This window comes from Neoroseomonas terrae (genome assembly GCF_018129025.1).
GTDB classification, from domain to species: Bacteria; Pseudomonadota; Alphaproteobacteria; order Acetobacterales; family Acetobacteraceae; genus Neoroseomonas; species Neoroseomonas terrae.
This window is the reverse complement of record NZ_JAAEDI010000005.1, coordinates 218,706-241,810: the sequence shown is the minus strand read 5'-3', so window position 1 is coordinate 241,810 and position 23,105 is coordinate 218,706. Positions and strand designations below refer to the sequence as shown.

Annotated in this window: 19 protein-coding genes; 8 read left to right on the top strand and 11 right to left on the bottom strand. The window is 70.4% G+C overall.

Annotated elements, in window-relative coordinates:
- Nucleotides 1–3 precede the first annotated feature (3 nt).
- The 5 genes from GXW78_RS06380 to GXW78_RS06360 all read left to right on the top strand — a co-directional run bounded on the left by GXW78_RS06380 (nucleotide 4) and on the right by GXW78_RS06360 (nucleotide 6,534).
- Nucleotides 4–1,371 carry a di-heme oxidoreductase family protein gene (locus GXW78_RS06380; RefSeq protein WP_211867083.1) on the top strand — a complete coding sequence of 456 codons (1,368 nt, stop codon included), beginning with the start codon at nucleotides 4–6 and terminating at the stop codon, nucleotides 1,369–1,371.
- On the top strand, nucleotides 1,371–2,441 hold the full coding sequence (locus tag GXW78_RS06375) for an imelysin family protein (RefSeq protein WP_211867082.1): 1,071 nt from the start codon (nucleotides 1,371–1,373) through the stop codon (nucleotides 2,439–2,441). The genes GXW78_RS06380 and GXW78_RS06375 overlap by 1 nt, the downstream gene beginning before the upstream one ends.
- Entirely contained in the window at nucleotides 2,441–3,574 is a 1,134-nt protein-coding gene (locus GXW78_RS06370) for a DUF1513 domain-containing protein (protein WP_211867081.1), read from the top strand. The genes GXW78_RS06375 and GXW78_RS06370 overlap by 1 nt, the downstream gene beginning before the upstream one ends.
- 348 nt (nucleotides 3,575–3,922) lie before the next feature.
- The gene (locus GXW78_RS06365; RefSeq protein ID WP_211867080.1) at nucleotides 3,923–5,323 is read left to right on the top strand and encodes a M20/M25/M40 family metallo-hydrolase; all 1,401 of its coding nucleotides are present in this window, start codon (nucleotides 3,923–3,925) and stop codon (nucleotides 5,321–5,323) included.
- Nucleotides 5,320–6,534 (top strand): MFS transporter, encoded by a 1,215-nt coding sequence (locus GXW78_RS06360; protein WP_211867079.1) that lies wholly within the window; start codon nucleotides 5,320–5,322, stop codon nucleotides 6,532–6,534. The genes GXW78_RS06365 and GXW78_RS06360 overlap by 4 nt, the downstream gene beginning before the upstream one ends.
- A 7-nt stretch (nucleotides 6,535–6,541) precedes the next feature.
- Here GXW78_RS06360 and GXW78_RS06355 read toward each other — a convergent pair whose 3' ends face one another.
- The 6 genes from GXW78_RS06355 to pnp form a co-directional block, all read right to left on the bottom strand.
- Nucleotides 6,542–7,024, bottom strand: coding sequence for a GNAT family N-acetyltransferase (locus GXW78_RS06355; protein ID WP_211867078.1), 483 nt, complete (start codon nucleotides 7,022–7,024; stop codon nucleotides 6,542–6,544).
- Nucleotides 7,021–7,587 (bottom strand): phosphoribosyl-ATP diphosphatase, encoded by a 567-nt coding sequence (locus tag GXW78_RS06350; protein WP_211867077.1) that lies wholly within the window; start codon nucleotides 7,585–7,587, stop codon nucleotides 7,021–7,023. Before GXW78_RS06350 ends, GXW78_RS06355 begins: the two co-directional genes overlap by 4 nt.
- Complete coding sequence (hisF, locus tag GXW78_RS06345; protein ID WP_211867076.1) at nucleotides 7,587–8,369, bottom strand: imidazole glycerol phosphate synthase subunit HisF; 783 nt, start codon at nucleotides 8,367–8,369, stop codon at nucleotides 7,587–7,589. The genes GXW78_RS06350 and hisF overlap by 1 nt, the downstream gene beginning before the upstream one ends.
- Nucleotides 8,370–8,702: 333 nt before the next feature.
- Nucleotides 8,703–9,428 carry a 1-(5-phosphoribosyl)-5-[(5-phosphoribosylamino)methylideneamino]imidazole-4-carboxamide isomerase gene (gene hisA / locus GXW78_RS06340; RefSeq protein WP_211867075.1) on the bottom strand — a complete coding sequence of 242 codons (726 nt, stop codon included), beginning with the start codon at nucleotides 9,426–9,428 and terminating at the stop codon, nucleotides 8,703–8,705.
- The gene (locus tag GXW78_RS06335) at nucleotides 9,428–10,828 is read right to left on the bottom strand and encodes an NAD(P)H-dependent flavin oxidoreductase (RefSeq protein WP_211867074.1); all 1,401 of its coding nucleotides are present in this window, start codon (nucleotides 10,826–10,828) and stop codon (nucleotides 9,428–9,430) included. Before GXW78_RS06335 ends, hisA begins: the two co-directional genes overlap by 1 nt.
- Nucleotides 10,829–10,916: 88 nt before the next feature.
- Nucleotides 10,917–13,136: a polyribonucleotide nucleotidyltransferase gene (gene pnp, locus GXW78_RS06330; RefSeq protein WP_211867073.1), complete on the bottom strand. Its 2,220-nt coding sequence runs from the start codon at nucleotides 13,134–13,136 to the stop codon at nucleotides 10,917–10,919.
- 797 nt (nucleotides 13,137–13,933) lie between these two features.
- Between pnp and rpsA the strand changes: the two genes are divergently transcribed.
- Nucleotides 13,934–15,646 (top strand): 30S ribosomal protein S1, encoded by a 1,713-nt coding sequence (gene rpsA / locus GXW78_RS06325; RefSeq protein ID WP_211867071.1) that lies wholly within the window; start codon nucleotides 13,934–13,936, stop codon nucleotides 15,644–15,646.
- Nucleotides 15,647–15,962: 316 nt separating this feature from the next.
- On the opposite strand, the gene GXW78_RS06320 is transcribed toward rpsA, so the two are convergent.
- Nucleotides 15,963–16,262: a hypothetical protein gene (locus tag GXW78_RS06320; protein WP_211867069.1), complete on the bottom strand. Its 300-nt coding sequence runs from the start codon at nucleotides 16,260–16,262 to the stop codon at nucleotides 15,963–15,965.
- A gap of 110 nt (nucleotides 16,263–16,372) precedes the next feature.
- Between GXW78_RS06320 and GXW78_RS06315 the strand changes: the two genes are divergently transcribed.
- Nucleotides 16,373–17,644, top strand: coding sequence for a DUF898 family protein (locus GXW78_RS06315; RefSeq protein WP_211867067.1), 1,272 nt, complete (start codon nucleotides 16,373–16,375; stop codon nucleotides 17,642–17,644).
- A complete protein-coding gene (locus tag GXW78_RS06310) occupies nucleotides 17,641–18,696 on the top strand; it encodes a M48 family metallopeptidase (RefSeq protein ID WP_211867065.1) in 1,056 nt (351 codons plus the stop codon). The genes GXW78_RS06315 and GXW78_RS06310 overlap by 4 nt, the downstream gene beginning before the upstream one ends.
- A 362-nt stretch (nucleotides 18,697–19,058) precedes the next feature.
- Here GXW78_RS06310 and ccmI read toward each other — a convergent pair whose 3' ends face one another.
- Genes ccmI through GXW78_RS06290 form a run of 4 tightly spaced genes read right to left on the bottom strand, consistent with a single transcriptional unit; the run spans nucleotide 19,059 to nucleotide 23,084 of the window.
- Entirely contained in the window at nucleotides 19,059–19,859 is an 801-nt protein-coding gene (gene ccmI, locus GXW78_RS06305) for a c-type cytochrome biogenesis protein CcmI (protein ID WP_211867063.1), read from the bottom strand.
- Nucleotides 19,856–20,551 (bottom strand): cytochrome c-type biogenesis protein, encoded by a 696-nt coding sequence (locus tag GXW78_RS06300; RefSeq protein ID WP_211867124.1) that lies wholly within the window; start codon nucleotides 20,549–20,551, stop codon nucleotides 19,856–19,858. The genes ccmI and GXW78_RS06300 overlap by 4 nt, the downstream gene beginning before the upstream one ends.
- Entirely contained in the window at nucleotides 20,551–21,129 is a 579-nt protein-coding gene (locus GXW78_RS06295) for a DsbE family thiol:disulfide interchange protein (RefSeq protein ID WP_211867061.1), read from the bottom strand. Before GXW78_RS06295 ends, GXW78_RS06300 begins: the two co-directional genes overlap by 1 nt.
- The gene (locus GXW78_RS06290; protein WP_211867059.1) at nucleotides 21,126–23,084 is read right to left on the bottom strand and encodes a heme lyase CcmF/NrfE family subunit; all 1,959 of its coding nucleotides are present in this window, start codon (nucleotides 23,082–23,084) and stop codon (nucleotides 21,126–21,128) included. The genes GXW78_RS06295 and GXW78_RS06290 overlap by 4 nt, the downstream gene beginning before the upstream one ends.
- Nucleotides 23,085–23,105: the final 21 nt, after the last annotated feature.

Below are 23,105 nucleotides of genomic sequence, written 5' to 3'. Positions count from 1 at the left end.
GCCATGCGGCGGCTGATGCTGCTGGCCTGCGCCGCGCTCTGCGCCGGCGCGCTGGCGGCGCAGGACGGGCCGGACCCGTCGGAGCTGATGCCGGGCGGCGCTGCCACCGTTCGGGTGGCGCGCGACCCGCGCGCCTTCTCGCTGCCCTCGGGGAACCTGCCCTTCGATCGTCAGCTCGACTTCCGCGTCGGCGACGGCGTGTTCCGCAAGCTGTGGGTGTCCTCGCCTTCCTCCACCACGAGTTCCGACGGGCTGGGGCCGCTCTACAACGCCCGCGCCTGCCAGTCCTGCCATCTGCGCGACGGGCGCGGCCGCCCGCCCGAACCGGGGGAGGCGGCGTCCTCCCTCCTCCTGCGCATCGGCGGTGCCGATGGGGCGCTCGACCCTGTCTATGGCCACCAGCTCCAGACCTTCGGCATCCAGGGCCACCCGGCGGAAGGCCGCGTGCACCCCGACTGGACCGAGGAGGACGTGCCGCTCGCGGGCGGGGAGGTCGCGCAGCTGCGCCGCCCGCACTGGCGCATCGACAATTGGGGCTATGGCGACCCCATGCCGGGGCTGCGGCTGTCGCCGCGCATCGCGCCGCCGATGATCGGGCTCGGCCTGCTGGAAGCGATCCCCGAGGCGGACATCGTCGCCGGCGCCGATCCCGATGATCGCAACGGGGATGGCATCAGCGGCCGCCCGGCCTTCGTCCGCAGCGGCTTCCACGGCGACCGGATGATGCTCGGCCGCTTCGGCTGGAAGGCGCAGGCGCCGACCATGGAAGACCAGATCGCCGACGCCTTCCGCTCCGACATGGGCCTGTCGACCACCCTGCATCCGGGCGGCCATGGCGAATGCACGACCGCGCAGACCGAATGCCGGGAGGCGCCGGATGGCGGCGAGCCGGAGGTCGATCCGCGCCTGTTCGACCTGACCGCCTTCTATGCCCGCAACCTCGGCGTGCCCGCGCGTCCGGCGCCGACGCCCGAGGTGCTGCGCGGCCGCGCCATCTTCCGCGACATCGGCTGTTCCGCCTGCCACCGCCCCTCCTTCACCACGGGGCAGGTGGAAGGGCGGCCGGAGCATTCCGGGCAGCGCATCTGGCCGTATACCGACATGCTGCTGCACGACATGGGCGATGGCCTCGCGGATGACCGTGTCGAGGGCGCCGCGACCGGCCGCGAGTGGCGCACGCCGCCGCTCTGGGGCCTCGGCCTGACGCATGTGGTCAGCGGTCACACGCAATTGCTCCACGATGGCCGCGCCCGCAACGCGCTCGAAGCCATCCTCTGGCATGGTGGGGAGGCACAGGCGGCCCGCGACCGCGTCGTCGCCCTCCCGCCCGCCGATCGCGCCGCTCTCCTCGCCTTTCTGGACAGCCTGTGATGCCGACACGCCGCCTGGTCCTCGCCGCCCTCATCCTCACGCCGGTTGCCGCGGCGCGCGGGCAGGAGGTGGAGGCGGTGCAGCGCGCCGCCATCCGCCGCGCCGTCGCGCAGCACATCATCCCCGGCTACACGGCCTTCGCCGAGGCCGCGCGCGCCTTCGCGACAGCAAGCGAGGCCGCGCGCGCCGATCCCGCGCAGGCCGAAGCTGCGCGCCGCGCCTGGGTCGCGACGGATCTCGCCTTCCAGCGCATCCGGCATCTGCGTTTCGGCCCGCTCGACGATTTCGACCGCGGCTTCCGCATTTCCTTCTTCCCCGACACCCGCAACAGCATCGGCCGCGAGATGGGCGAGCTGCTGCGCGCCGCCGATCCCGCGCAGGTAACGCCCGACGCCTTCCGCCGCGGCCGCGTCGCCGCGCAGGGCCTGCCGGCGTCCGAGCGTCTGTTGTTCGGGGATGAGGCGCCGCGCCTCGCCGCCGCCGACCAGCCCTTCCGCCGGGTGCTGCTCGCGGCCATCGGCACGAACCTCGCCACCATGGGCGACGACATGCTGCAGGCCTGGACGCGCAGTGAGCGGCCCTACGGCACGTTGCTCGAAGGCACGCCGGATGGCGGCTATGCCTCGACGCTCGATGGCGTGGTGACGCTGTTCAAGAACGTCGTCGGCGGGCTGGAATTCCTCGCCGAGCGGGAGGTCGCGCGCGTGCTCGGCCCCTCGCTGCGCGAAGCATTCCCCCGCCGTGCGGAGGCGTGGCGCAGCGGCGAATCCCTCGCCCTGGTGCGCGCCTCCCTGGCAGCGCAGCAGCAATTCTGGACCGTGACCTTCGCGCCGATGACCGAGGCCGCGGACCCTGCGCTGGCCCGCGAGGTCGCCGATCTCTACGCGGAAGCAGTCGCCGCAGCGGGCCGCATCGCCCCGTCGCTGGAAGTCGCGGTCACGACGCCCGACGGTCGCGCAGCCGTTGAAGACCTGCTGCGCCCCCTGGGCACGCTGCGCCGCCTGCTGGCCGAACGCGTCGCGCCGGCGATCGGCCTGCCCCTCGGCTTCAACTCGATGGATGGCGATTGATGACCCGCATCGGACGACGCGCCGTCTTCGGCCTGATCGGCTTCGCCGCCGCCCCGCCCGCCTTCCTGGCTGCACCCGCCGCGGCCGACACCGCCACCCTGCCGTCCGGCCCCACCCCGGGCAGCACGCCTGCCTTCCTTTCCGCCGCGGCGGATGAGGAAGGGCGCTGGCGCGCCGTGGCCTTTGGGCTGGACGGTTCGCCGCGCTTCGACATTCCGCTGCCGGCCCGCGGCCACGGCGCCGCCGTCTCGCCCGATGGCGGCATCGCCGTGCTGTTCGCCCGCCGCCCCGGCAGCTACGCGCAGCTTCTGCACCCGACGCAGGGCCGCGTCGGCCAGATGCTGCAGCGCGCGACCGGCCGCTGGTTCTGCGGCCATGGCTGCTTCTCCGCCGATGGCGGCCTGCTCTACGCCACCGAGCTCGATGACGACGGCGAAGGCGTCGTCGGCGTCTATTCGGTGCCGCGCGGCTTTGCCCGCATCGGCGAATTCCCCACCGGCGGCGCCGATCCGCACGACATCCGCCTGACGCCCGACGGCCGTGCGCTCTGGGTCGCGAATGGCGGCATCCGCACCGATCCGAGCGTGCCGCGCACGCGCCTCGACCTCGAGACCTTCGAAAGCGGCATCGCCCTGATCGACGCAGCGAGTGGCCGCGCGCTGTCGAAGCGCGCGCTGGACGGCGAAGAAGGCACCCTCTCCCTGCGCCACCTCGCGCTGGATGCGGATGGCGCGCTCTACGTCGCCATGCAGCACGAAGGCCCGCGCTTCGAACGCCCGCCCCTAGTCGCGGCGACGACGGCCGACGGTCTCGCGCAGCTCGAGGCGGCCGACGACGTCTGGCGCGGCCTCGACCACTACACCGGCAGCGCCGCCGCCGGGCAGGGCGGCGAGGTGATCGCCGTGACCAGCCCCCGCGGCGGGCGCGGCCTGCTGATCGAGGCACGGTCACGGCGCGTCGTCTCCTCCTTCGCCATGCCGGATGGCTGCGGCGTCGCAGCGGCGCCGGGCGGCTTCGTGGTGACGTCGGGGCTCGGGCGCGTCGCGCTCGTGGACGCAGGGGCGACACCGCGGGACTTGGCCGCGGCATGGCTGGGGCGGTTGCGGTGGGATAATCACCTGGTCGGGCTGTAAAAGGTTGGAGGGGCTTTGCCCCTCCAAACCACCCCACCAAAGGCCGAAAGGCCTTTGGAAACCTCGACCTGGCGCCTTGCGCGGCGGATGGGGCCGGTCAGGACGGCGGTGCTTCGCATCGAAGATGGGCTGCTGGAATCTCGGGAATGTTCGTGTTATGTTCCGTTCATCCGGGGCGCAGTCGCGTCCGCGCCGCCGATAAAGCGATAAAGGCTTAAAGGGCTAAAGTACTTTAAGTCAGGGATGTCAGAGGCTTGCGACTCATTTGGCCCTGCGCGGCGTCGCCGGCCTCCTTCCGCCCCAACCGTACCGGTGCGACGCTGCCTCAAGGCATGACGGAGCATCCAGATGGGCGGAACACGAGAAGGGGCGATCGCTGCGGCGCAAGCGCTCTACGACGACGGCACCTACCTCGACCACCTGCGCCGGCTGGTCGCGGTGCCGACCGAAAGCCAGATGCCGGATCGCCTGCCTGACCTCCGTCGCTACTGCGCCGACGTGCTCCCCGGCGTGATGGCAGGCATGGGCTTCACCATGCACCTGCTGGAGAACCCCAACCCCGGCCGCGGCCCGGTGATGCTGGCCTCCCGCGTCGAGGATCCGGCACTGCCGACCGTCCTGATCTATGGCCATGGCGACGTGGTGCGCGGGCTGGCGGGCAAATGGTCGGATGGCCGCGATCCCTGGGCCGTCACTGAGGCCGGCGAGCTCTGGTACGGCCGCGGCACGGTGGACAACAAGGGCCAGCACCTCATCGCCATCGAGGCCCTGCGTGCCGTCATCGCCGAGCGCGGCAGCCTCGGCTTCAACGCGAAGGTGTTCGTCGAGACTGGCGAGGAGGTCGGCTCGCCTGGCCTGCGCGGCCTGATGCAACGCGACAAGGAACTGCTGAAAGCCGACGTCTTCATCGGGCTCGACGGTCCCCGCCAGACGACCTTCATGCCGGAGCTGAAGCTCGGCGCCCGCGGCGGCGTCGCCTTCGACCTGGCGGTGCGCCTGCGCGACCACGCCCATCATTCCGGGCACTGGGGCGGCGTCCTGCCCGATCCGGGCTTCATCCTGGCCCATGCGATGGCGACCATCGTGACCCCGCAGGGCCGCATCCGCGTAAAGGGCTGGGTGCCGGAGAACGTGCCCGAGAGCGTGCTGAAAGCGACCCGCGAGATCGTCTTCGAGGACATCGCCGGCCTGCCGGGGGCCGACCCGAACTGGGGCGAGCCCGGGCTGTCGAAGTCGGAGAAGATCTTCGCCTGGACCAGCGTGATCGTCCTCGCCCAGATCACCGGGCACCCCGACGCGCCCACCAACGCCGTGCAGGGCGAGGCCCGCGCGCGCCTGCAGGTGCGCCACACCGTCGACGTGCCGGGCGAGGCCGTCATCCCCGCGCTCCGCGCCCATCTGGATGCCGAGGGCTTCCCGATGGTCGAGGTGATCCCGGTGATGGAGCGCGACATGTTCGGCGCATCCCGCACCGATCCCGCCGATCCGTGGGTGGGGATGGTCGCGGGATCGATGGCGCGCACGGCGAACCGGGCGCCCAACGTGATCCCGAACTCGTCCGGCTCGAATCCGTCGAACATCTTCATGGAGGAACTCGGCGTGCCGGTGCTCTGGATCCCGAACTCCTATGCCGGCTGCAACCAGCATGGGCCGGACGAGCACGCGCTGGCGCCGCTGCTGCGGGAAGGGCTGGGGCTGATGGCCGGCATCTGGTGGGACATCGGGGCGGGGTCGGCACCCCGGCGGTGATCACCCGCCCGTCGCGCCAGGCGTGGCTGATCGTCGCGGCGGGGTTCCTGGCCTTCACGGTCAGCGCGAGCCTGATGCACGCCTACACGGTGTTCATCCTGGCCTTCATCGCCGACTTCGCCTGGACGCGCGCCGAGGCGAGCCTGGCCTACTCGGTGGGCCAGGTGGTGGGCGGCATCACGTCGCCGCTGGTCGGTGGGCTGGTCGACCGGCTCGGCGCGATGCGCATGGTGCTGCTGGGTGGGTTGCTGCTGACCATCGGGCTGGTCGGCAGCGCCATGGCGACGGCGCTGTGGCAGATGGTGTTCCTCTACGGCGTGGTGATGACCTTCGGCGCCGGCTGCATCGGCATGGTCGTCTTCGTGCCGCTGATCTCGCGGCTGTTCGTCGCCCAGCGCGGGCTGGCGATCTCGGTGCTGCAATCCGCCAACGGCTTCGGACGCGCGGTATCGGCGCCGCTGGCGCAGATCCTGGTCGATGCGCATGGCTGGCGCGGTGCCTACTGGATCCAGGCCGGCGTGATGGGCGTGCTGGTCCTGCCGCTCGCGCTGATGTTCCGGCGCGCCGGCGCGGTGGCGCCGGTGTCGCCACCCGCGGGCACCGCCACGCCGGCGGGCCCGTCGCGCGAATGGACGCTGCGCGCGGCGATGAGCACGCCGCATTTTTGGCTGCTGTTCCTGGTCTACATGCTGACGAGCATCGGGTCCTTCCTGGTGTCGCTGCACCAGATCGCCTTCGCGGTGGGCGTCGGCTTCGATCCACTCTACGCCGCCTTCGTGCTCGGCACCGGCGCGCTGCTGGCGCTGCCCGGCGTGATCATCACCGGCAGCATGTCCGACGTGATCGGGCGCGAGAAGGCCGCGATCGTCACCTATCTCATCTCGATGATCGGGTCGGCGGCGGCGCTGCTGATCCATGCGCCCGACCAGCACATCATGCTGTGGATCCACGCCTGCTTCTTCGGCATCACCTGGGGCGCGCGCGGCCCGGCGATAACGGCGAAGACGGCGGATCTGTTCGGCGGGAGGCGCCTGGGCACGATCCTCGGCGTGATCACCGTGGGGTCCGGGCTCGGCGCCGGCATCGGCGCGTGGGGCGCGGGGTTGCTGTTCGACCTGACCGGAAGCTACCGGCTGGCCTTCTGGCTGTCGGTCGCGTCCTACGGGTTGGGCGCGGTGGCGTTCTGGGCGTTGCGCAAGCCGGTGCGGTGAAGGCGCCCTACGTCCCGAAGGCGCGCGGATAGCGCACGACCCCGGACGGCACGGACCACCCAGCCCGCAATGACAGCGCCTGGAAGGCGGGATGGCCGCACCAGGGGGCACCGGTCACCGCCTCCGCCCGCCGGAAGCCGAAGCGGGCGTAGTAGGCCGGGTCGCCCAACACCAGCACGGCAGCGGCGCCGGCATCCGCACAGCTCGCCAGGCCGGCGCGCACCAGCGCCGCGCCCAGGCCCTGACGCCGTGCCGGCGCCGCGACGGCCAGCGGCGCCAGCGCGGCCACCGGCACGTCGCCGATCGGCGCCCAGGTGAACAGCACGTGGCCCGCGACGTCCTCCTCGACCAGCTCCGCCACGACGGCGCCCGTCTCGCGACGCAGCGCGGCGACGAGTGCGGCCTCGGCCGCGCCGCCGAAGGCATCGTGCAGCAGGGCGCCGATCGCCCCGGCATCCGCCGCCCGCGCCTCGCGCAGGCGGTGTGTCACGGCAGCTTCGTTGTGCCCGCCGCGCGCAGGATGCCACGCGGGCGGGCCGCCTTCTCGGCGATGCCCGAAATGCCCTGCCGCCGGGCAAGTTCGGCCCAGACTTCCTGCGGGCAGATGCCAGCATCCACCCAGACGACCATCAGGTGGTACAGCAGGTCCGCGCTCTCGAGCACCGTCGCCTCGCGATTGCCGGTGGCGGCCTCGATGACGCACTCCACCGCTTCCTCGCCGAGCTTCTGGGCGACCTTGGCGGTGCCGCGGGCCAGCAGCCGCGCGGAGTGGGACGTCATGGTGTCGCGGGACAGCCGGCGATCCTCGACCACCTGCCAGAGCCGGTCGAGGATCGCGGCTTCCGCCCCTTCGATGGCGGGCGACAGCGGGGCGAGCAACCGCTTGTCGGCCTTGCGCAGCACCTTTGGCAGCTTCGTCTTCGCGGCGCGGGCGGGAGCCGGCACCGAGGCCGGCAACGGCGCCTTCGTCTTCTTCGCCGGCGTTTTCGCGGCGACCTTCTTCGCGACGGGCTTCTTCTTGGGGGCGTCCTTCCGCCTGACTGCCTTCGCCATCACGCAACTCTCCTAGTAGGCGGGGCGTGGCGTACCGGCAGTCCGGCCGCGGCGAGCGCAGCCTTGGCATCGGCGATGCTGAATTCCCCGTAGTGAAAGACCGACGCGGCGAGCAGGCCGGTCGCACCGGCTGCCGCGCCATCAATGAAATGCTCCGGCGCGCCGACGCCGCCCGAGGCGACGATGGGCAGGCGGATCGCTGCGCGCACGGCGCGCGTCAGCGGCAGGTCGAAACCCTGCTTCGTGCCGTCGCGATCCATCGACGTCAGCAGGATCTCCCCGGCGCCGAGGGATTCGACGCGCTTCGCCCATTCCACCGCGTCGATGCCGGTGCCACGGCGGCCGCCATGGGTGAAGACCTCCCAGCCCTCGCCACCGTCCTTCTTCCGCGCATCGATGGCGACGACGATGGCCTGGCTGCCGAAGGCTTCGGCGCAACGGCGCACGACGTCTGGGTCCGCGATCGCCGCCGAATTGATCGAGACCTTGTCGGCACCGGCCAGCAGCAGGCGGCGGGCGTCTTCCACGCTGCGAACGCCACCGCCGACGGTCAGCGGGATAAAAACCTCGGCCGCGGTACGCGAGACGACGTCGAGGATGGTGTCACGGTTCTCGTGACTGGCGGTGATATCGAGGAAGGTGACCTCGTCCGCGCCCTCGGCGTCATAGGCGCGCGCCTGTTCCAGAGGGTCGCCGGCGTCACGCAGCTCCATAAAGTTCACGCCCTTCACGACGCGACCGTCCTTCACATCGAGACAGGGAATGACGCGCAGCGAAAGCACCAGGAGGATAACCTTTCATCTTGTCGAGGAAACGGCGCGCCTTGACGGGCCAGAATTCCGCGCCATGGCAGTGCGGCGGAATGATGCCTCGGGTCAAGTAAAGCGTGGGGTTAGAGAGAGCGCATCTGATGCGCGGAATCGGCGTGCCGAAGGTGGCGTCACCGAACGGGCGCGCCGAAGGCCAAGGCTCCTGTCGGGGACAGCGGAACCGCGCTGCCAATGAAAGGCGCGGACGGCGCGCGGACTGCGGGTGGCGCTGCCCGGGATCGGGCCGATCGAGATGCGGGGCGCGCGCGCTTTGCCGAGGCGTGGACCGCGCTGGATGGCCGCGCCTCAGGCCGCCGCCAGCGCAGCCTTCGGCTCGATCCGCCCGTCATACAGCGCGCGGCCGATGATCACGCCTTCGATGCCGGCTTTGGCATCTCGGAGAGCGGTCAGGTCTTCGACGCCGGCAACACCGCCAGACGCGATCACCGGCAGCGACACCGCTCGCGCCAGCGCCGCCGTGGACGCCACATTCACCCCGCCCAGCATCCCGTCCCGCGCAATGTCGGTGTAGATCACCGCAGCCGCCCCGGCATCCTCGAAGCGCTGCGCGAGGTCGGTCGCGGTGACGTCGCTCGTCTCCGCCCAGCCTTCCGTCGCAACCATGCCGTCCCGCGCATCGATGCCGAGCGCGACGCGGCCGGGGAAGGCGCGGCAGGCCGCGCGCGCGAAGTCCGGGTCCTTCAACGCGGCGCTGCCCAGGATGATGCGGGTCACGCCCGCCCACAGCCATGCCTCGGCGGTGGCCATGCTGCGGATGCCGCCGCCGAGCTGCACCTTCGCGCCGGGCACGGCGGCGAGGATGCCGCGCACGGCCGCCTCATTCGCCGGCTTCCCCGCGAAGGCGCCGTCGAGGTCGACCACATGCACCCAGGCGAACCCGGCCTGCACGAAGGCCCGCGCCTGCGCGGCAGGGTCCTCTGCATAGACCGTCGCCTGGTCCATTTCCCCGCGCTTCAGGCGCACCACCTGCCCGCCCTTGAGGTCGATGGCGGGATAGAGCGTGAGGGTCATCAGCGGCCGGTCATGATCCGTTCGACGAGCTGCTTCACGCTCGGCACAAAGCCATTCGAGTAGAACGGGTCGGAGCCGAAGCGATAGGCGTTGTGCCCGGCGAACATCAGGTTGCGCTCGGTCGAGCCGTCATGCGCGACCTCCTGCAGCGTCTTCTGGATGCAGAAGCTGCGCGGATCGGCCTTCTTGCCGTTCGAGTATTCGGGTTCGTGCTGCGACCAGTTGCTGAACCGGCACTGGGAAAGGCAGCCCATGCAGTCCACCTGGTCCTTCACGATCTCCCGCGACTTGTCCGGGGTCACGAAGATCAGCGTGTTGTCGGGGGTGCGCATCGCCTCGATGAAGCCCTCGGCTTCCCAGTGGTTGATGCGCGCCAGGTCGTGTGGCGTGACATACACGATGCGCTTGCGCGGCCCGACGCCGTACTCGGCGAGGTGCTCGCCGATCGGCTCCGAGGTGAAGGCTACCTGCCGCTCGTTGCGGTCTTCCAGTTCCTGCAGGAATTCGTTGCGGACGGCGGAGGAATAGAAGCCGGTCGGCGAGAAGGGCTGCAGCAGCACGTCGCCCTTCTTCAGGGTCAGCAGCCGCTGCTTCCAGCTATCCGGGATCGGGCTTTCCTTCGTCAGCAGCGGGCGGGTGCCGAACTGGAAGGCGACGGGCCCGAGCTCGGGATTGTCGATCCAGTCCTCCCACTCCTCCAGCCACCAGACGCCGCCGGCCATGATGATGGGCGTGTCGTCGAGGCCGAATTCGCGCATCTGCTGCCGCAGTTTCAGCACGCGGGCATAGGGCGCTTCGGGAACCTTCGGATTCTCGGAATTCGACAGGCCGTTATGGCCGCCGGCGAGCCAGGGGTCCTCATAGACCACGCCGCCCAGCCATTCCCGGGTCTTGTGGTAGGCGCGCTTCCACAACGCGCTGAAGGCGCGGCCGGAGGAAACGATGGGGTAGTAGTGCACGCCGTAGTCGCGCGCGATGTCGGCGAGGCGATAGGGCATGCCGGCGCCGCAGGTGATGCCGTGGATCAGGCCCTTGGCCCCTTCGAGCATGCCTCGCGCGACGCGCTCCGCCCCGCCCATCTCCCACAGAATGTTTGCGTGGATGCGGCCCTTGCCGCCTGCCATCTCCCAGGCCTTCTTCGCCTGGGTGATCGCGCCGTCGATGGCATAGCGGACCAGTTCCTCATGCCGGTCGCGGCGCGTCTTGCCGTGATAGACCTGCGGAACCGGATTGCCGGCGGAATCATAGCTGTCTGCGTTCACCGCCGAGAACGTGCCGACGCCGCCCGAGGCCGCCCAGGCGCCGCAGGAAGCCCCGTTGGACACGGAGACCCCCTTTCCGCCTTCGACCAGAGGCAGGACCTCGACGCCGCCCATGCGGATCGCGTTGATGGCCTTCAAGAGACGGGCGCTCCCGGAAACGACATGACCGAAATATGGCATCGGCCGGGCCTGCTGTGCAGGGTCCCGGCCGCGCCGTTACGCTGTGTCAGTCGGCGGCTTCGCCGCCACGGTCGCGGCGCGGGCCGCGGTCGCTGCGCTCGCGACGCTCGCCGCGCTCGGGGCGGTCGCCGTCCTCGCGCGGGCGCTTCGCGCCGACCTGCTCGGTGATGTCCGCGCCCGTCGCCTGGTCGACCACGCGCATGGACAGCTTCACCTTGCCGCGGTCATCGAAGCCGATGACCTTGACCTTCACCTGGTCGCCATCCTTCACGACATCGGTGGTCTTGTTCACGCGATCCTGCGCGAGCTCGGAAATGTGGACGAGACCGTCCTTCGCGCCGAGGAAGTTCACGAAGGCGCCGAAATCGGCGGTCTTCACGACCTTGCCATTGTAGATGACGCCGACTTCCGGCTCCGCCACGATGCCGCGGATCCAGTCGATCGCCTTCTGCGCCGCCTCGGTCGAGGTCGCGGCCACCTTGATGGTGCCGTCATCCTCGATGTCGATCTTGGTGCCGGTCTGCTCCGTGATCTCGCGGATCACCTTGCCGCCCGACCCGATCACGTCGCGGATCTTGTCCTTCGGAACGTTGATCACGGTGATGCGCGGCGCGGTCGCGGCCACGTCCGAACGATTGCCCGACAGGCCCTTCGCCATCTCGCCCAGGATGTGCAGGCGGCCATCCTTCGCCTGCTCCAGCGCGATCTTCATGATCTCGAAGGTGATGGACGTGATCTTGATGTCCATCTGGAGCGAGGTGATGCCCTGCTCCGTGCCGGCCACCTTGAAGTCCATGTCGCCGAGGTGGTCCTCGTCGCCCAGAATGTCGGACAACACGACGAAGCCGCGGTCTTCCTTGATCAGGCCCATGGCGATACCGGCGCAGGGGCGCTTCAGCGGCACACCCGCATCCATCATCGACAGCGAGGTGCCGCAGACAGTGGCCATCGAGGAGGAGCCGTTGGATTCCGTGATCTCCGACACCACGCGGATGGTGTACGGGAACTTCTCCTTCTCCGGCAGCAGCGGGTGGATCGCGCGCCAGGCGAGCTTGCCATGGCCCACTTCACGCCGGCCCGGGGAGCCCATGCGGCCCGTCTCGTTCACGGAGTACGGAGGGAAGTTGTAGTGCAGCATGAAGTCCTCGCGGTATTCGCCCGCGAGGGCGTCGATGATCTGCTCGTCCTGGCCGGTGCCCAGCGTCGCGACGCAGAGCGACTGCGTCTCGCCACGGGTGAACAGCGCCGAACCATGCGCGCGCGGCAGCACGCCCACTTCCGCCATGATCGGGCGGACCGTGCGGGTGTCGCGACCGTCGATGCGCTTGCCGGTGTCGAGGATGTTGTTGCGGACGACGTCCGCCTCCAGCTCCTTCAGCAGGCCCTTGGCCGCGGCGACGTCGGCGCCCTCGGCTTCCAGGGCCGCGGCCACGGCCTTCTTCACCGCGCCGACCTTCTCCTGGCGGAGCAGCTTCTGCGTCTCGGTGTAGGCGACCGCCATGTCCGCGCGGCCGAGTTCCGCGATGCGCGCCTTCAGCGCCTTAGTCGCGTCGGATTCCTCGGGGACGGCCCAGGGTTCCTTCGCGGCGACCTCGGCCAGCTCGATGATCGCCTGGAGCACGGGCGCGAACGACTTGTGGCCGAACTCGACGGCGCCGAGCATCACCTCCTCGGTCAGTTCGCTCGCCTCGGATTCCACCATCAGCACGCCTTCGGCGGTGCCGGCGAGGACGAGATCCAGCGCGCTTTCCTTCCGCTGATCGGCGGTCGGGTTCAGCACGTACTGACCGCCGATGTAGCCGACGCGCGCGCCGGCGATCGGGCCGAAGAACGGAATGCCCGACAGCGTCAGCGCGGCCGAGCAGCCGACCATCGCGACGATGTCCGCCTCGTTCTCGAGGTCATGCGACAGCACCGTCGCGACGACCTGGACCTCGTTGCGGAATCCATCCGGGAACAGCGGGCGGATCGGCCGGTCGATCAGGCGTGAGGTCAGCGTCTCGAACTCGGACGGACGGCCTTCGCGCTTGAAGAAGCCGCCCGGGATCTTGCCGGCGGCATATGTCTTTTCCTGGTAGTTCACCGTCAGCGGGAAGAAGTCCTGGCCGGGCTTCACCGAGCGCGCGCCGACCGCGGTGCACAGCACGATGGTGTCGCCCAGGCGGGCCACCACGGCGCCATCGGCCTGACGTGCCATCTTGCCGGTCTCGAGCACCAGGGTCTTGCCGCCCCAGGCGATTTCCTTGCGGAAGTAGTTTTCGAACATCTGTCGTCCTCTCGGATGCGGCGCCGACCGGCACCGCAGGTCCATGCCCGCCCGACCTTCGCGGGCGGCGGCATGGGCTGATGGGCCCCATCGGACCCCGGAATGCGATGCGGAGGGCTTAGCAGAAGCGGTCCGAAGGGTCTGGACGTCCGGATTGCTCGGCGTCTCGGGCGGCATGGGGTGGGCCCATCGCGGGTCGCGCGACGGGAAGGCCGCCCATGTGGCCGGAAACGCCGCGCCGGTCCGATCGAGGGGTCCTGCGGCTCTCTGATAGGCCCGCCGCGGTCGCGGCGATTGGCGCGCCGGCATCCGGCCGGTCATCGCCGGGCGCCCATATGGCGCGGATCAGGGTAAAACGCCACCGCTATCTAACGGCCGCCTCCGACGACCGTTGGATAGCGACGTTGTTTGACCCTCAGACGGCGGGCGGCCGGCATCCGCCGGCCTTGCCTTCGCGCCTTCCGCTGCCGGGCGCGATCGCGCTTTGCGCTCACGGATCGTGATCCGGGCGGGGTGTCGCTGCCATGTTTGGCGCCCTCGCCGGATCCCGGATGCCGCTTCTGCTTGACTCTTTTTCTGTCGAAGCCTATGCGCGCCCTGCCTTCCTGGGTTTCCGGGATGGCAACGCCCCGTCCGCGGGGCCGGAACCTGGGCGAACCGTTACGCGCTCATCCATCGGACCTGTGTTCGCAGCCGTGTATGGCGCGCCGGGTCAAGTCGTTCCCGCCACTGGCGGGCGCGCAGGCCGCATCCCCGCCGCTGCGCGGCGGGTCGATCTCCGGAAAGCAAAGAACTGCATGGCAACCATTACCGCCGACCGCGTGGGTAGCGAGGATTTCGCCGCCCTTCTCGATGAAACGCTGGGCGCGGACACCGGCTTTGCCGGCTCGGTCGTCACGGGCAAGGTCATCCGGGTGGATGACGATGTCGCGGTCGTCGATGTCGGTCTCAAGAGCGAAGGCCGCGTGCCGCTCAAGGAGTTCGCCGCCCCCGGCCAGAAGGCCGAGGTGAAGCCGGGCGACCTGATCGAGCTGTTCGTCGAGCGCTACGAGGACCGGGACGGCTCGATCGTCCTGTCCCGCGAGAAGGCCCGCCGCGAGGAGGCCTGGACCAACCTCGAGAAGTCGTTCCAGGCGAACCAGCGCGTGAACGGCGTGATCTTCGGCCGCGTGAAGGGCGGCTTCACCGTCGACCTCGGCGGTGCGGTGGCCTTCCTTCCCGGCTCCCAGGTCGATATCCGTCCGGTCCGCGATGTCGGCCCGCTGATGGGCTCGCCCCAGCCCTTCCAGATCCTCAAGATGGATCGCGCCCGTGGCAACATCGTCGTTTCGCGCCGTGCGGTGCTTGAGGAGACCCGTGCGGAGCAGCGCAGCGAGCTGATCCAGGGCCTCAAGGAAGGCATGATCCTCGACGGCGTGGTGAAGAACATCACCGACTACGGCGCCTTCGTGGACCTGGGCGGCGTCGACGGCCTGCTGCACGTCACCGACATCGCGTGGCGCCGCATCAACCACCCGTCCGAGGCCCTGACCATCGGCCAGCCGGTGAAGGTGCAGGTCATCCGCTTCAACAGCGAGACCCAGCGCATCTCCCTCGGCATGAAGCAGCTGATGTCCGACCCGTGGGACGGCGTAGCGCTGAAGTACCCGGTGAACGCGAAGTTCTCGGGCCGCGTCACCAACATCACCGACTACGGCGCCTTCGTGGAGCTGGAGCCGGGCGTCGAGGGCCTCGTGCACGTGTCCGAGATGTCCTGGACGAAGAAGAACGTCCATCCGGGCAAGATCGTCTCGACCTCCGAGCAGGTGGACGTGATGATCCTCGACGTGGACGAGCCGAAGCGCCGCATCTCGCTCGGCCTGAAGCAGGCCCAGGGCAATCCTTGGGAGCTGTTCCTCGAAGCCCATCCGCCGGGCAACGTGATCGAGGGCGAGATCCGCAACATCACCGAGTTCGGCCTGTTCATCGGCGTCGGCCCGGACATCGACGGCATGGTCCACATGTCCGACCTGTCCTGGGACGAGGCCGGCGAGACCGCGATGAACGCCTACAACAAGGGCCAGGTCATCAAGGCGAAGGTGCTCGACGTCGATGTGGAGAAGGAGCGCATCTCCCTCGGCATCAAGCAGCTTGAGGCCGACCCGGCTGCTGAGGTTCTGGACCGCGTCCGCAAGGGCGACATCGTCACCTGCGTGGTGACGAAGGTCGAGGCCAACGGCATCGAGGTGAAGGTCGACGACGTGCTGACCGGCTTCATCCGCCGCGCCGAACTCGCCCGTGACCGCGCCGACCAGCGCCCGGACAAGTTCGCGATCGGCGAGAAGGTGGACGCCCGCGTCACCGCCGTGGACCGCGCCGCCCGTCGCCTGGCCCTGACCATCAAGGGCAAGGAGATCGAGGAGGAGCGCGAGGCGATGCGCGAATATGGCTCCGCCGACAGCGGCGCGTCGCTGGGCGACATCCTCGGCGCGGCGATCCGCCGCCGTCGCGAGATGGCCGGCGAGGAGTGATCCCGGCACGCCTGACGGCGTGACGGTTTGAAAAGCCCCCGGAGCCGCAAGGTTCCGGGGGTTTTCTTTTGTCGTGCGCCGCCGAACGGTCCTCACCGAAAGCCGATGGGGCTCTGGAACCCCAGACGTCGCGTATGGGCACGGGCGACGCCGTTCGGAAAGCGCCAGCGGGATCTATCGGCGCAGGGTGTCCGACGGGCGCTCCAAAATGGAGCATCGTCCCCCGACCCAGCGCCCGTATCGGTTTCCAAAGGCCCTTCGGCCTTTGGTGGGGTGAGGTTTGGAGAGGGGCAAAGCCCCTCTCCAACTCCCCTCCTCAGTTGGTCCGCGTCGGCGCCGGCGTGGTCTGGCTGCGTTGATCGTTGCGCGGCGCGGTCGTCCCGGCCTGCGGTGCGGCCGGGGTGGCGGGCCGCTGCGTGGTGCCGGCGGTCGCGCTGCCGCCCGGGTTGGACGGGGTGGCCGGGCGGGCCGCCTGGGTGGGCGGCGTCGTGCGCGGCTGGGTCTGCGCAGCCGGGGCCGGGGCGCTCGCGGCGGGGGTGCCGCCCTGGGCGAAGGCAGGAAGGGTGGCGAGAGCGAGGCCGGTGGCGAGAAGGCCCGTAGTGATCGTCTTGCGCATAAGACCGTCCTTTTCTTCCGAGTGGCGCACCGCTGATCGGGTGGCGCAGGACGAATTCCGCACCCGGGGCGCGGCGGGTCTGCGACGGTGGCGAGGTCTTCTCGTGGCCAATGCGGCGGAACCGCGACGATGGTGGCGGAATGGCGACGGCGAGCTTCCGGGTGCATGATCGTGCCTGCTCGCGCATGATGGCGGGCGAGGACGCACCGAACCGGGACATGCTTGACCAACCGCCGGCCCACGCCCCCGCCCTGCCGGCGGGTCACGCCATTCCTGGCCAGCCGATGGCCTGGGGCGGGCGGGAGGGGCGCCTGTTCGGCATCTTCTTCGGCAACCTGTTGCTCGGCGTGCTGACGCTGGGCATCTACCGCTTCTGGGGGATCGTGCGGATCCGCCGCTACGTGTGGACGCACCTCGCGGTCCTGGGCGATCGGCTGGAATATGCCGGCACGGGCGGGGAGCTGTTTCGCGGCTTCCTGATCGTGCTGCTGCTGCTGGTGCCGCTATGGCTGCTCGGTATCGCGGGGGAATTCCTGCGCGTGCTGCATCCGTGGCTGGCCGTGGCCGTGCCGGTCACGCAGTTCGCCATCCTGCTGTTCCTGTTGGCGGCGGGCCGGCATGCGGCGCGCCGGTACCTGGCCAGCCGAACCATCTGGCGGGGCATCCGGCTCGTCGTCACCGGTTCCCCCTGGCGCTGCGCGCGGGTGCAGTTCCTGTGGTTCCTCGCCACCCTGCTGACCCTTGGCATCGCGCGGCCCTGGGGGCTGGCGGCGGAGGCACGATGGTCGCTCGGCCGCCTGAATCTCGGCACTCAGCCCTTCATCTTCACCGGCCGGGCGCGGCAGATCCTGCGGCCGTTCCTCGCCAGCTACATCCTGGCGCTGCTCAGCGTGGGGGCGGCCGGCGTCGCCGTCGCGGTGCTGTGGCAGTCGGATGCCTTCGACACGCTGCGCCAGATGGGCGGCACCCCCGCACCGGCGCCCGAACAGGTCGCCATCGCGGTGGGCAAGCTGGCCATCGCCAGCCTCGGGCTGCTCGCGCTGGTCTCGCCGCTGCTGATGCTCGCCTGGTTCTCCTTCGCTGCGGCGGCCATGCGCTGGCGGTGGCAGAACCTCGCCTTCGGCGGCGCGCGGTTGGCGCTGTCCGATGTCACGGGATGGTCGGTCGCGAGGCTGCAACTCGGCAACCTGTTCCTGATGTGGATCAGCCTCGGCCTGCTCTATCCGGTGGTGGTGCGCCGCCGTGTCGAGTTCCTCACCCGTCGGCTCTGGGCCGAGCGCTACCCCGATGTATCCCCGGCCCGTCAGGCGGTGCTGGGCCAGTTGAATGCGGAGGGGCTGGCCAACATCCTCGACGCCGGCGGCGCGGGGATCGGCCTGTGACCGCGTCTTCCGCCTTGCTGCACGATGGCATGACGGCCGTGCCGATCCCTGTCCAGGCTCAGCTTTTCGCCGAAGGCTTGAGGTTGAGGCGTGCGGACGGCGCGACCCAGGACTGGCCGGTCGCGTCGCTGCGCGAGATCGACCGGATGCCCTGGGAACTGCGCATCGCCCGTGCCGGCGCGGCGCAACGGCTGGTGGTGAGCGATCCGGCCATGATTGCGGCCCTCGACATGGCGCTGGCGCCGTGGCGGAAGGACGAGAAGGCGGCCCGGTGGCGACGCGCCGCCGTGACCGCTTTCGCGGTGCCGCTGCTCGGCGCGACGCTGTGGTTCGGCTGGCCGCCGCTGGCCGATACCGTCGCGCGCACGGTTCCCGCGACCTGGGAGCAGCGGCTCGGCGACAGCATCGCCGCGTCGATCACCCAGGGGACGCGGCGCTGCGTCGCGCCGCAGGGTGTGGCGGTGCTCGACCGGTTGAGCACGCGCTTGGCTGAAACCGCCGGCTTGCCCACGGCGCCGGCCGTGCAGGTGCTCGACAGCGGCGTGGTCAACGCCTTCGCCGCGCCGGGCCGGCAGGTCATCATCCATCGCGGGCTGATCTATGCCGCGTCCTCGCCGGACGAGGTGGCTGGCGTGCTGGCCCATGAGTTCGGGCACCTGTACCACCGCCACGGCCTGCGGAACGTCGCGCGCGCCATCGGCGTCGGGGCCTTCGTCTCGATCCTCATGGGTGGATCGGATTTCGGCGCGGTCGCGGCGACGCTTCTCGTCAGCGTCTCCTACACGCGCGGCTTCGAAGCGGAGGCCGACGACTTCGCCGCCGACGTGCTGGCACGCAGCCGCATCGATGCGGAAGGGCTCGCCCGCTTCTTCGAGCGCATGGCGGGGCGCGGGCCACGCGGGTCCGTGGCGGGTTACCTCGACACCCACCCGGACCCGGCAGAACGCGCCACGGCGTTGCGCGCCCGCCGCGGCGCCGCGGTGACGATGCCCGCACTGACACCAGAGGAATGGCTGGCATTGCGGAAGATATGCGCAACGACGGCGTCGTAGGAGCCCTTGCGGTCGGTCGAGTTCAGCGTCTGATAGTCGCTGTCGGAGATCGGAGGGGCACCGCCCCTCCGAACCACCCCGCCAGGGGGTTGGACCCCCTGGACCGCAATCTGTTGGCGTCGGGCACAACGGGTTCGTTGGCACCGCCTGGAGCCCCTTCGCGCGCGAAAGCGGGGCTCGACACCATTCTTCGCCATGGCGCCCGGCGCCAGGTAGAGGTTTGCAAAGGCCTTTCGGCCTTTGCTGGGGTGGTTTGGAGGGGCAAAGCCCATCCAACGGCAACCGTGGCAAGTATCAGGGTCGCCAGCCGTGCCGAAGGCGCGCCTCCGATGTGACGCCGAACAACCGGCGGCCCGTCCGACTCAGGGCAGTGCGTTCAGCCGCCGTTCCAGCATGCCGCGCCACGGCGCATCGGCCGGCGTATCCGTCAGCAGTGCCTGCCAGAGCGCCCGGGCATTCGCCGGCCGGCCCGATTCCACCTCGACCAGCCCGGCCAGGAAGCGCAGGCGCGGGTCGTTCGGTACCTCCGTCAGCGCGCGGGCGATCCATGGCGTGGCCTCCGCTGGCGCGCCGCGCTCGATCTCCAGCTCCGCGATCTCGGCCGCGAGCGATGCGTCGAAGTGGGCCTCGATGGCGCGGCGCCAGGCGGCGATCGCCGCCTCGCTGCGCCCACGCCCCCGTTCGGCGTTACCGAGCAGGATCCACCCCTGCCGCGCCTGCGGGCTCTGCGGATCGAGCGCCTCCAGCCGTGCCCGCAGCATGGCCAGGATCTGCTCGTCCCGCGCCATCACCGCCGCGCGCTCCGCATAGGTCGCAGATGGCATGCCCGGCGTGCCGCGCAGCAGATACAGGCCGAGTCCGGCCGCGATCATCATCGGCACCAGCAGCAGCACGGCCCCGCCGCCACGCGCTGTCGTCGCCAACGCTTCCGACTGGTCGGCGGCGGCAATCAGCCGGCGCTGCACCTCAAGCCTGGCGGCCCTGTGCCCCGCCTCATCCAACCGGCCCGCCTCGCGTTCACGATCGAGCTCGGTGAGCTGCGCACGGTAAAGCGCCATGTCGGCCTCCCGCCGGCCGCGCGCTGCCCTTGGGCGCCAGAGGGCAAGCGCCAGCGGCAACAGCGCCGCCAGCGCGACGAGCGCCAGCAGGATCCAGATCGTCATGCGGCGTCGCCACGCTCCAGCTCATCGAGCCGGCGGCGTTCCGCCTCGCTCAGTGGCGACGGCTCCAGCCGTGCCGCGGCCCGCCGCCGCCGCGCGAGGATCACCAGCAGCCCGCCCCCGAACGCGATCGCCGGCATGGCCCAGAGCAGCGCCGTCACCGGATTGAACGGCGGCCGCAGCAGGACGAAATCGCCGTAGCGGGCATGGACGTAGGTCACCACCGCGCCGTCGCTGTCGCCCGCCGCGACCCGCTCGCGCACGATGCGCCGCAGGTCGCGCGCAAGGTCGGCGTCGCTGTCCTCGATCGACTGGTTCTGGCAGACCATGCAGCGCAGGTCGCGACCGATGGCCTCGGCGCGCGTTTCGAGCGCCGGGTCGGCCAGTCGGTCTTCGGGGCGACCTACGGCGGCGAGGGCCGGGAGAGCGACGAGGAAGAAGAGAAGTTGGAGGGGCCTTGCCCCACCAGGCCACCCCACCAAAGGCCGAAGGGCCTTTGGAAACCTCGACCTGGCATCGGGCGCCGTCGGTGGGACGGATGTCGGAAGCCACCCTTGCGCAGTGCGGGCCTTGTCCAGACGGGAGCCAACCTGCCCGCGCAGCGCCAAGTCAAGGTTTCCAAAGGCCCTTCGGCCTTTGGCGGGAGGGGTCTCGGGGAGGGCAGAGCCCTCCCCGTTCGGACAGTCGCCGCCCATCACGCATACCGCCGCAGCAGCGGCCGCAGATCCTGCGCTACCACTTCGGGCGTCACCGGCCCCGCGTAGCGCCAGCGGATGATGCCCTGCCGGTCGATCAGATACGTCTCCGGCACGCCATACAGCCCCCAGTCGATGGCGACGCGCCCCGGCTCGTCCCGGCCCAGCCGCGTGTAGGGATCGCCGCGCCGGGCGAGGAACGCGAGCGCGTCCTCCGGCTTGTCCTTGTAGTTGATGCCGAGCACCGGCACGCCTTCGCGGGACAGCGCCATCAGTTGCGGGTGTTCGACGATGCACGGCACACACCAGGACGCCCAGAAGTTTACCAGTACCGGCCGCGGCAGTGGGCCGCGCAGATCGGCGGCGGACAGCGCCGGGCGGTCGGAACCCTCGACCGCAGGCAGGCTGAATTCGGGCACACCACGGCCGATCAGCGCCGATGGCACGCCGCGCGGATCGTAGTCGCCGGTCTGCAGCCCGCGCAGCATCACCCAGAATCCCGCGCCGGCGGCGCCGGCCAAGGCCAGCGGCGTGTACAGCATCCAGCGCCGGCTGCGCGGGGCAGGGGCGTCGCTCATGCCGGCACCGTCGCAGCCTTGGGCGCGGGGGCCGCCACGCGCAGGCGGCGATCCGACAGCGACAGCATGCCGCCGAGGGCCATCGCCAGCCCGCCGAACCAGATCCAGGGCGCGAACGGATTGTGATGCAGGCGCAGAACGGCGGCGCCGTCACGTTCCTCGCCGAGCACGGCGTAGAGATCGCGCATCGCGTTGGTGTGGATGGCGGCCTCCGTCGTGGTTTGGTTGTCGACGATGAAGGTCCGGCGCTCGGGGTGGAGCACCGTGACCACCGCGCCGTCGCGCAGCACTGTCACCGTGGCGCGGCGCGAGCGGTAGTTCGGCCCCGTCACGTCCGACACGCCGTCCATGCGCCATTCATAGCCGGCGAGGCGCGTACTCTGCCCCGCGTTGAGCTGCACCAGCGTATCTGTCGCGACACCCATCCCGGCGATGCCGGCGATCGAGATGCCGACCGCGCCATGTGCGATGGCCGCGCCCCAGGCGGCGCGCGGCAGGCCGAGCGCGCGGCGCCACGCCTGCGTCGGGCGGCGAAACAGCGCGATGCGGTCGGCGATATCCGCCGCTGCGCCGACCACCAGCCACGCGGCGAGCGTTATGCCGAGCGCCGGCCACACGGGATAACCGACGACCGCCAGGGACAGCAGCCCGATCAGCAGCGCCGCTGACGCCGCCCACCACAACCGCTGCAAAGCCCCCCAGACGTCGGCTCGCTTCCATGGCAGCATCGCGCCGATCGGCATGGCGATCACGAGCGGGATGGCCAGCGGCGCCGTTGCCGTGTTGAAGAACGGCGGCCCGACCGAGATCTTCGCCCCCATCAGGATATCCGCGAACAGCGGCCACAGCGTGCCCGCGAGCACCACCGCCGCGATCGAGCAGATCAGCAGGTTGTTCAGCACCAGCGCGCCCTCGCGCGAGATTGGCGCGAAGATGCCGGTCGGCGCCAGCTTCGGCGCGCGCCAGGCGAACAGCGCGAAGGCGCCGGCGACGTAGACCATCAGCAGCGCCAGGATGAACACGCCGCGCGTCGGATCGCTGGCAAAGGCATGCACACTGTTCAGCACGCCCGACCGCACCAGGAAGGTGCCGAGCAGGGACATCGCGAAAGCGAGAATGGCGAGCAGCACCGACCAGACCTTCAGCGTGTCGCGCTTCTCCACCACGATCGCCGAATGCAGCAGCGCGGTGCCGGCCAGCCAGGGCAGCAGCGAGGCGTTCTCCACCGGGTCCCAGAACCAGTAGCCGCCCCAGCCGAGCTCGTAATAGGCCCACCAGGACCCCATGGTGATGCCGACCGTCAGGAAGCACCACGCGCCCAGCGCCCAGGGCCGCACCCAGCGGCCCCAGGCGGCATCGACGCGCCCTTCCAGCAGCGCCGCGACGGCGAAGGCGAAGGTCACCGCATAGCCGACATAGCCCAGGTACAGCGTCGGCGGATGCATCGCGAGGCCCGGGTCCTGCAGCACCGGGTTCAGCCCGCGCCCATCCGCCGGCGGCGGCCAGACCCGGTCGAAGGGGTTCGAAGTGAAGATGATGAACAGCAGGAACCCGATGGCCACCCAGCCCAGCACGCCGATCACCCGCGCCTTCAGCGCCGTCGGCAAGTCCCGCCCGAACACCGCCACGGCAGCCCCGCACATCGCGAGGATGAGGACCCAGAGCAGCATCGAGCCCTCATGGTTCCCCCAGGCGCCGGAGAACTTGTAGATCAGCGGCTTCGCGGAATGGCTGTTCGCGACGACGTTCGCGACCGTCGTGTCGTTCACCGCATAGGCCCAGAGCAGCGCGCCGAAGGCCGCCCCGATCGCCACCAATTGCCCAAGCGCCAGCGGCACCGCCGTCGCCATCCAGCGCGCATCCCGCCGCGCCGCGCCGACGACCGGCAGCACCGATTGCACGACCGCGATGATGCAGGCCAGGGCAAGCGCGAAGTGACCGAGTTCGGGGATCATGCGCTGGCCTGCGGCAGGCGG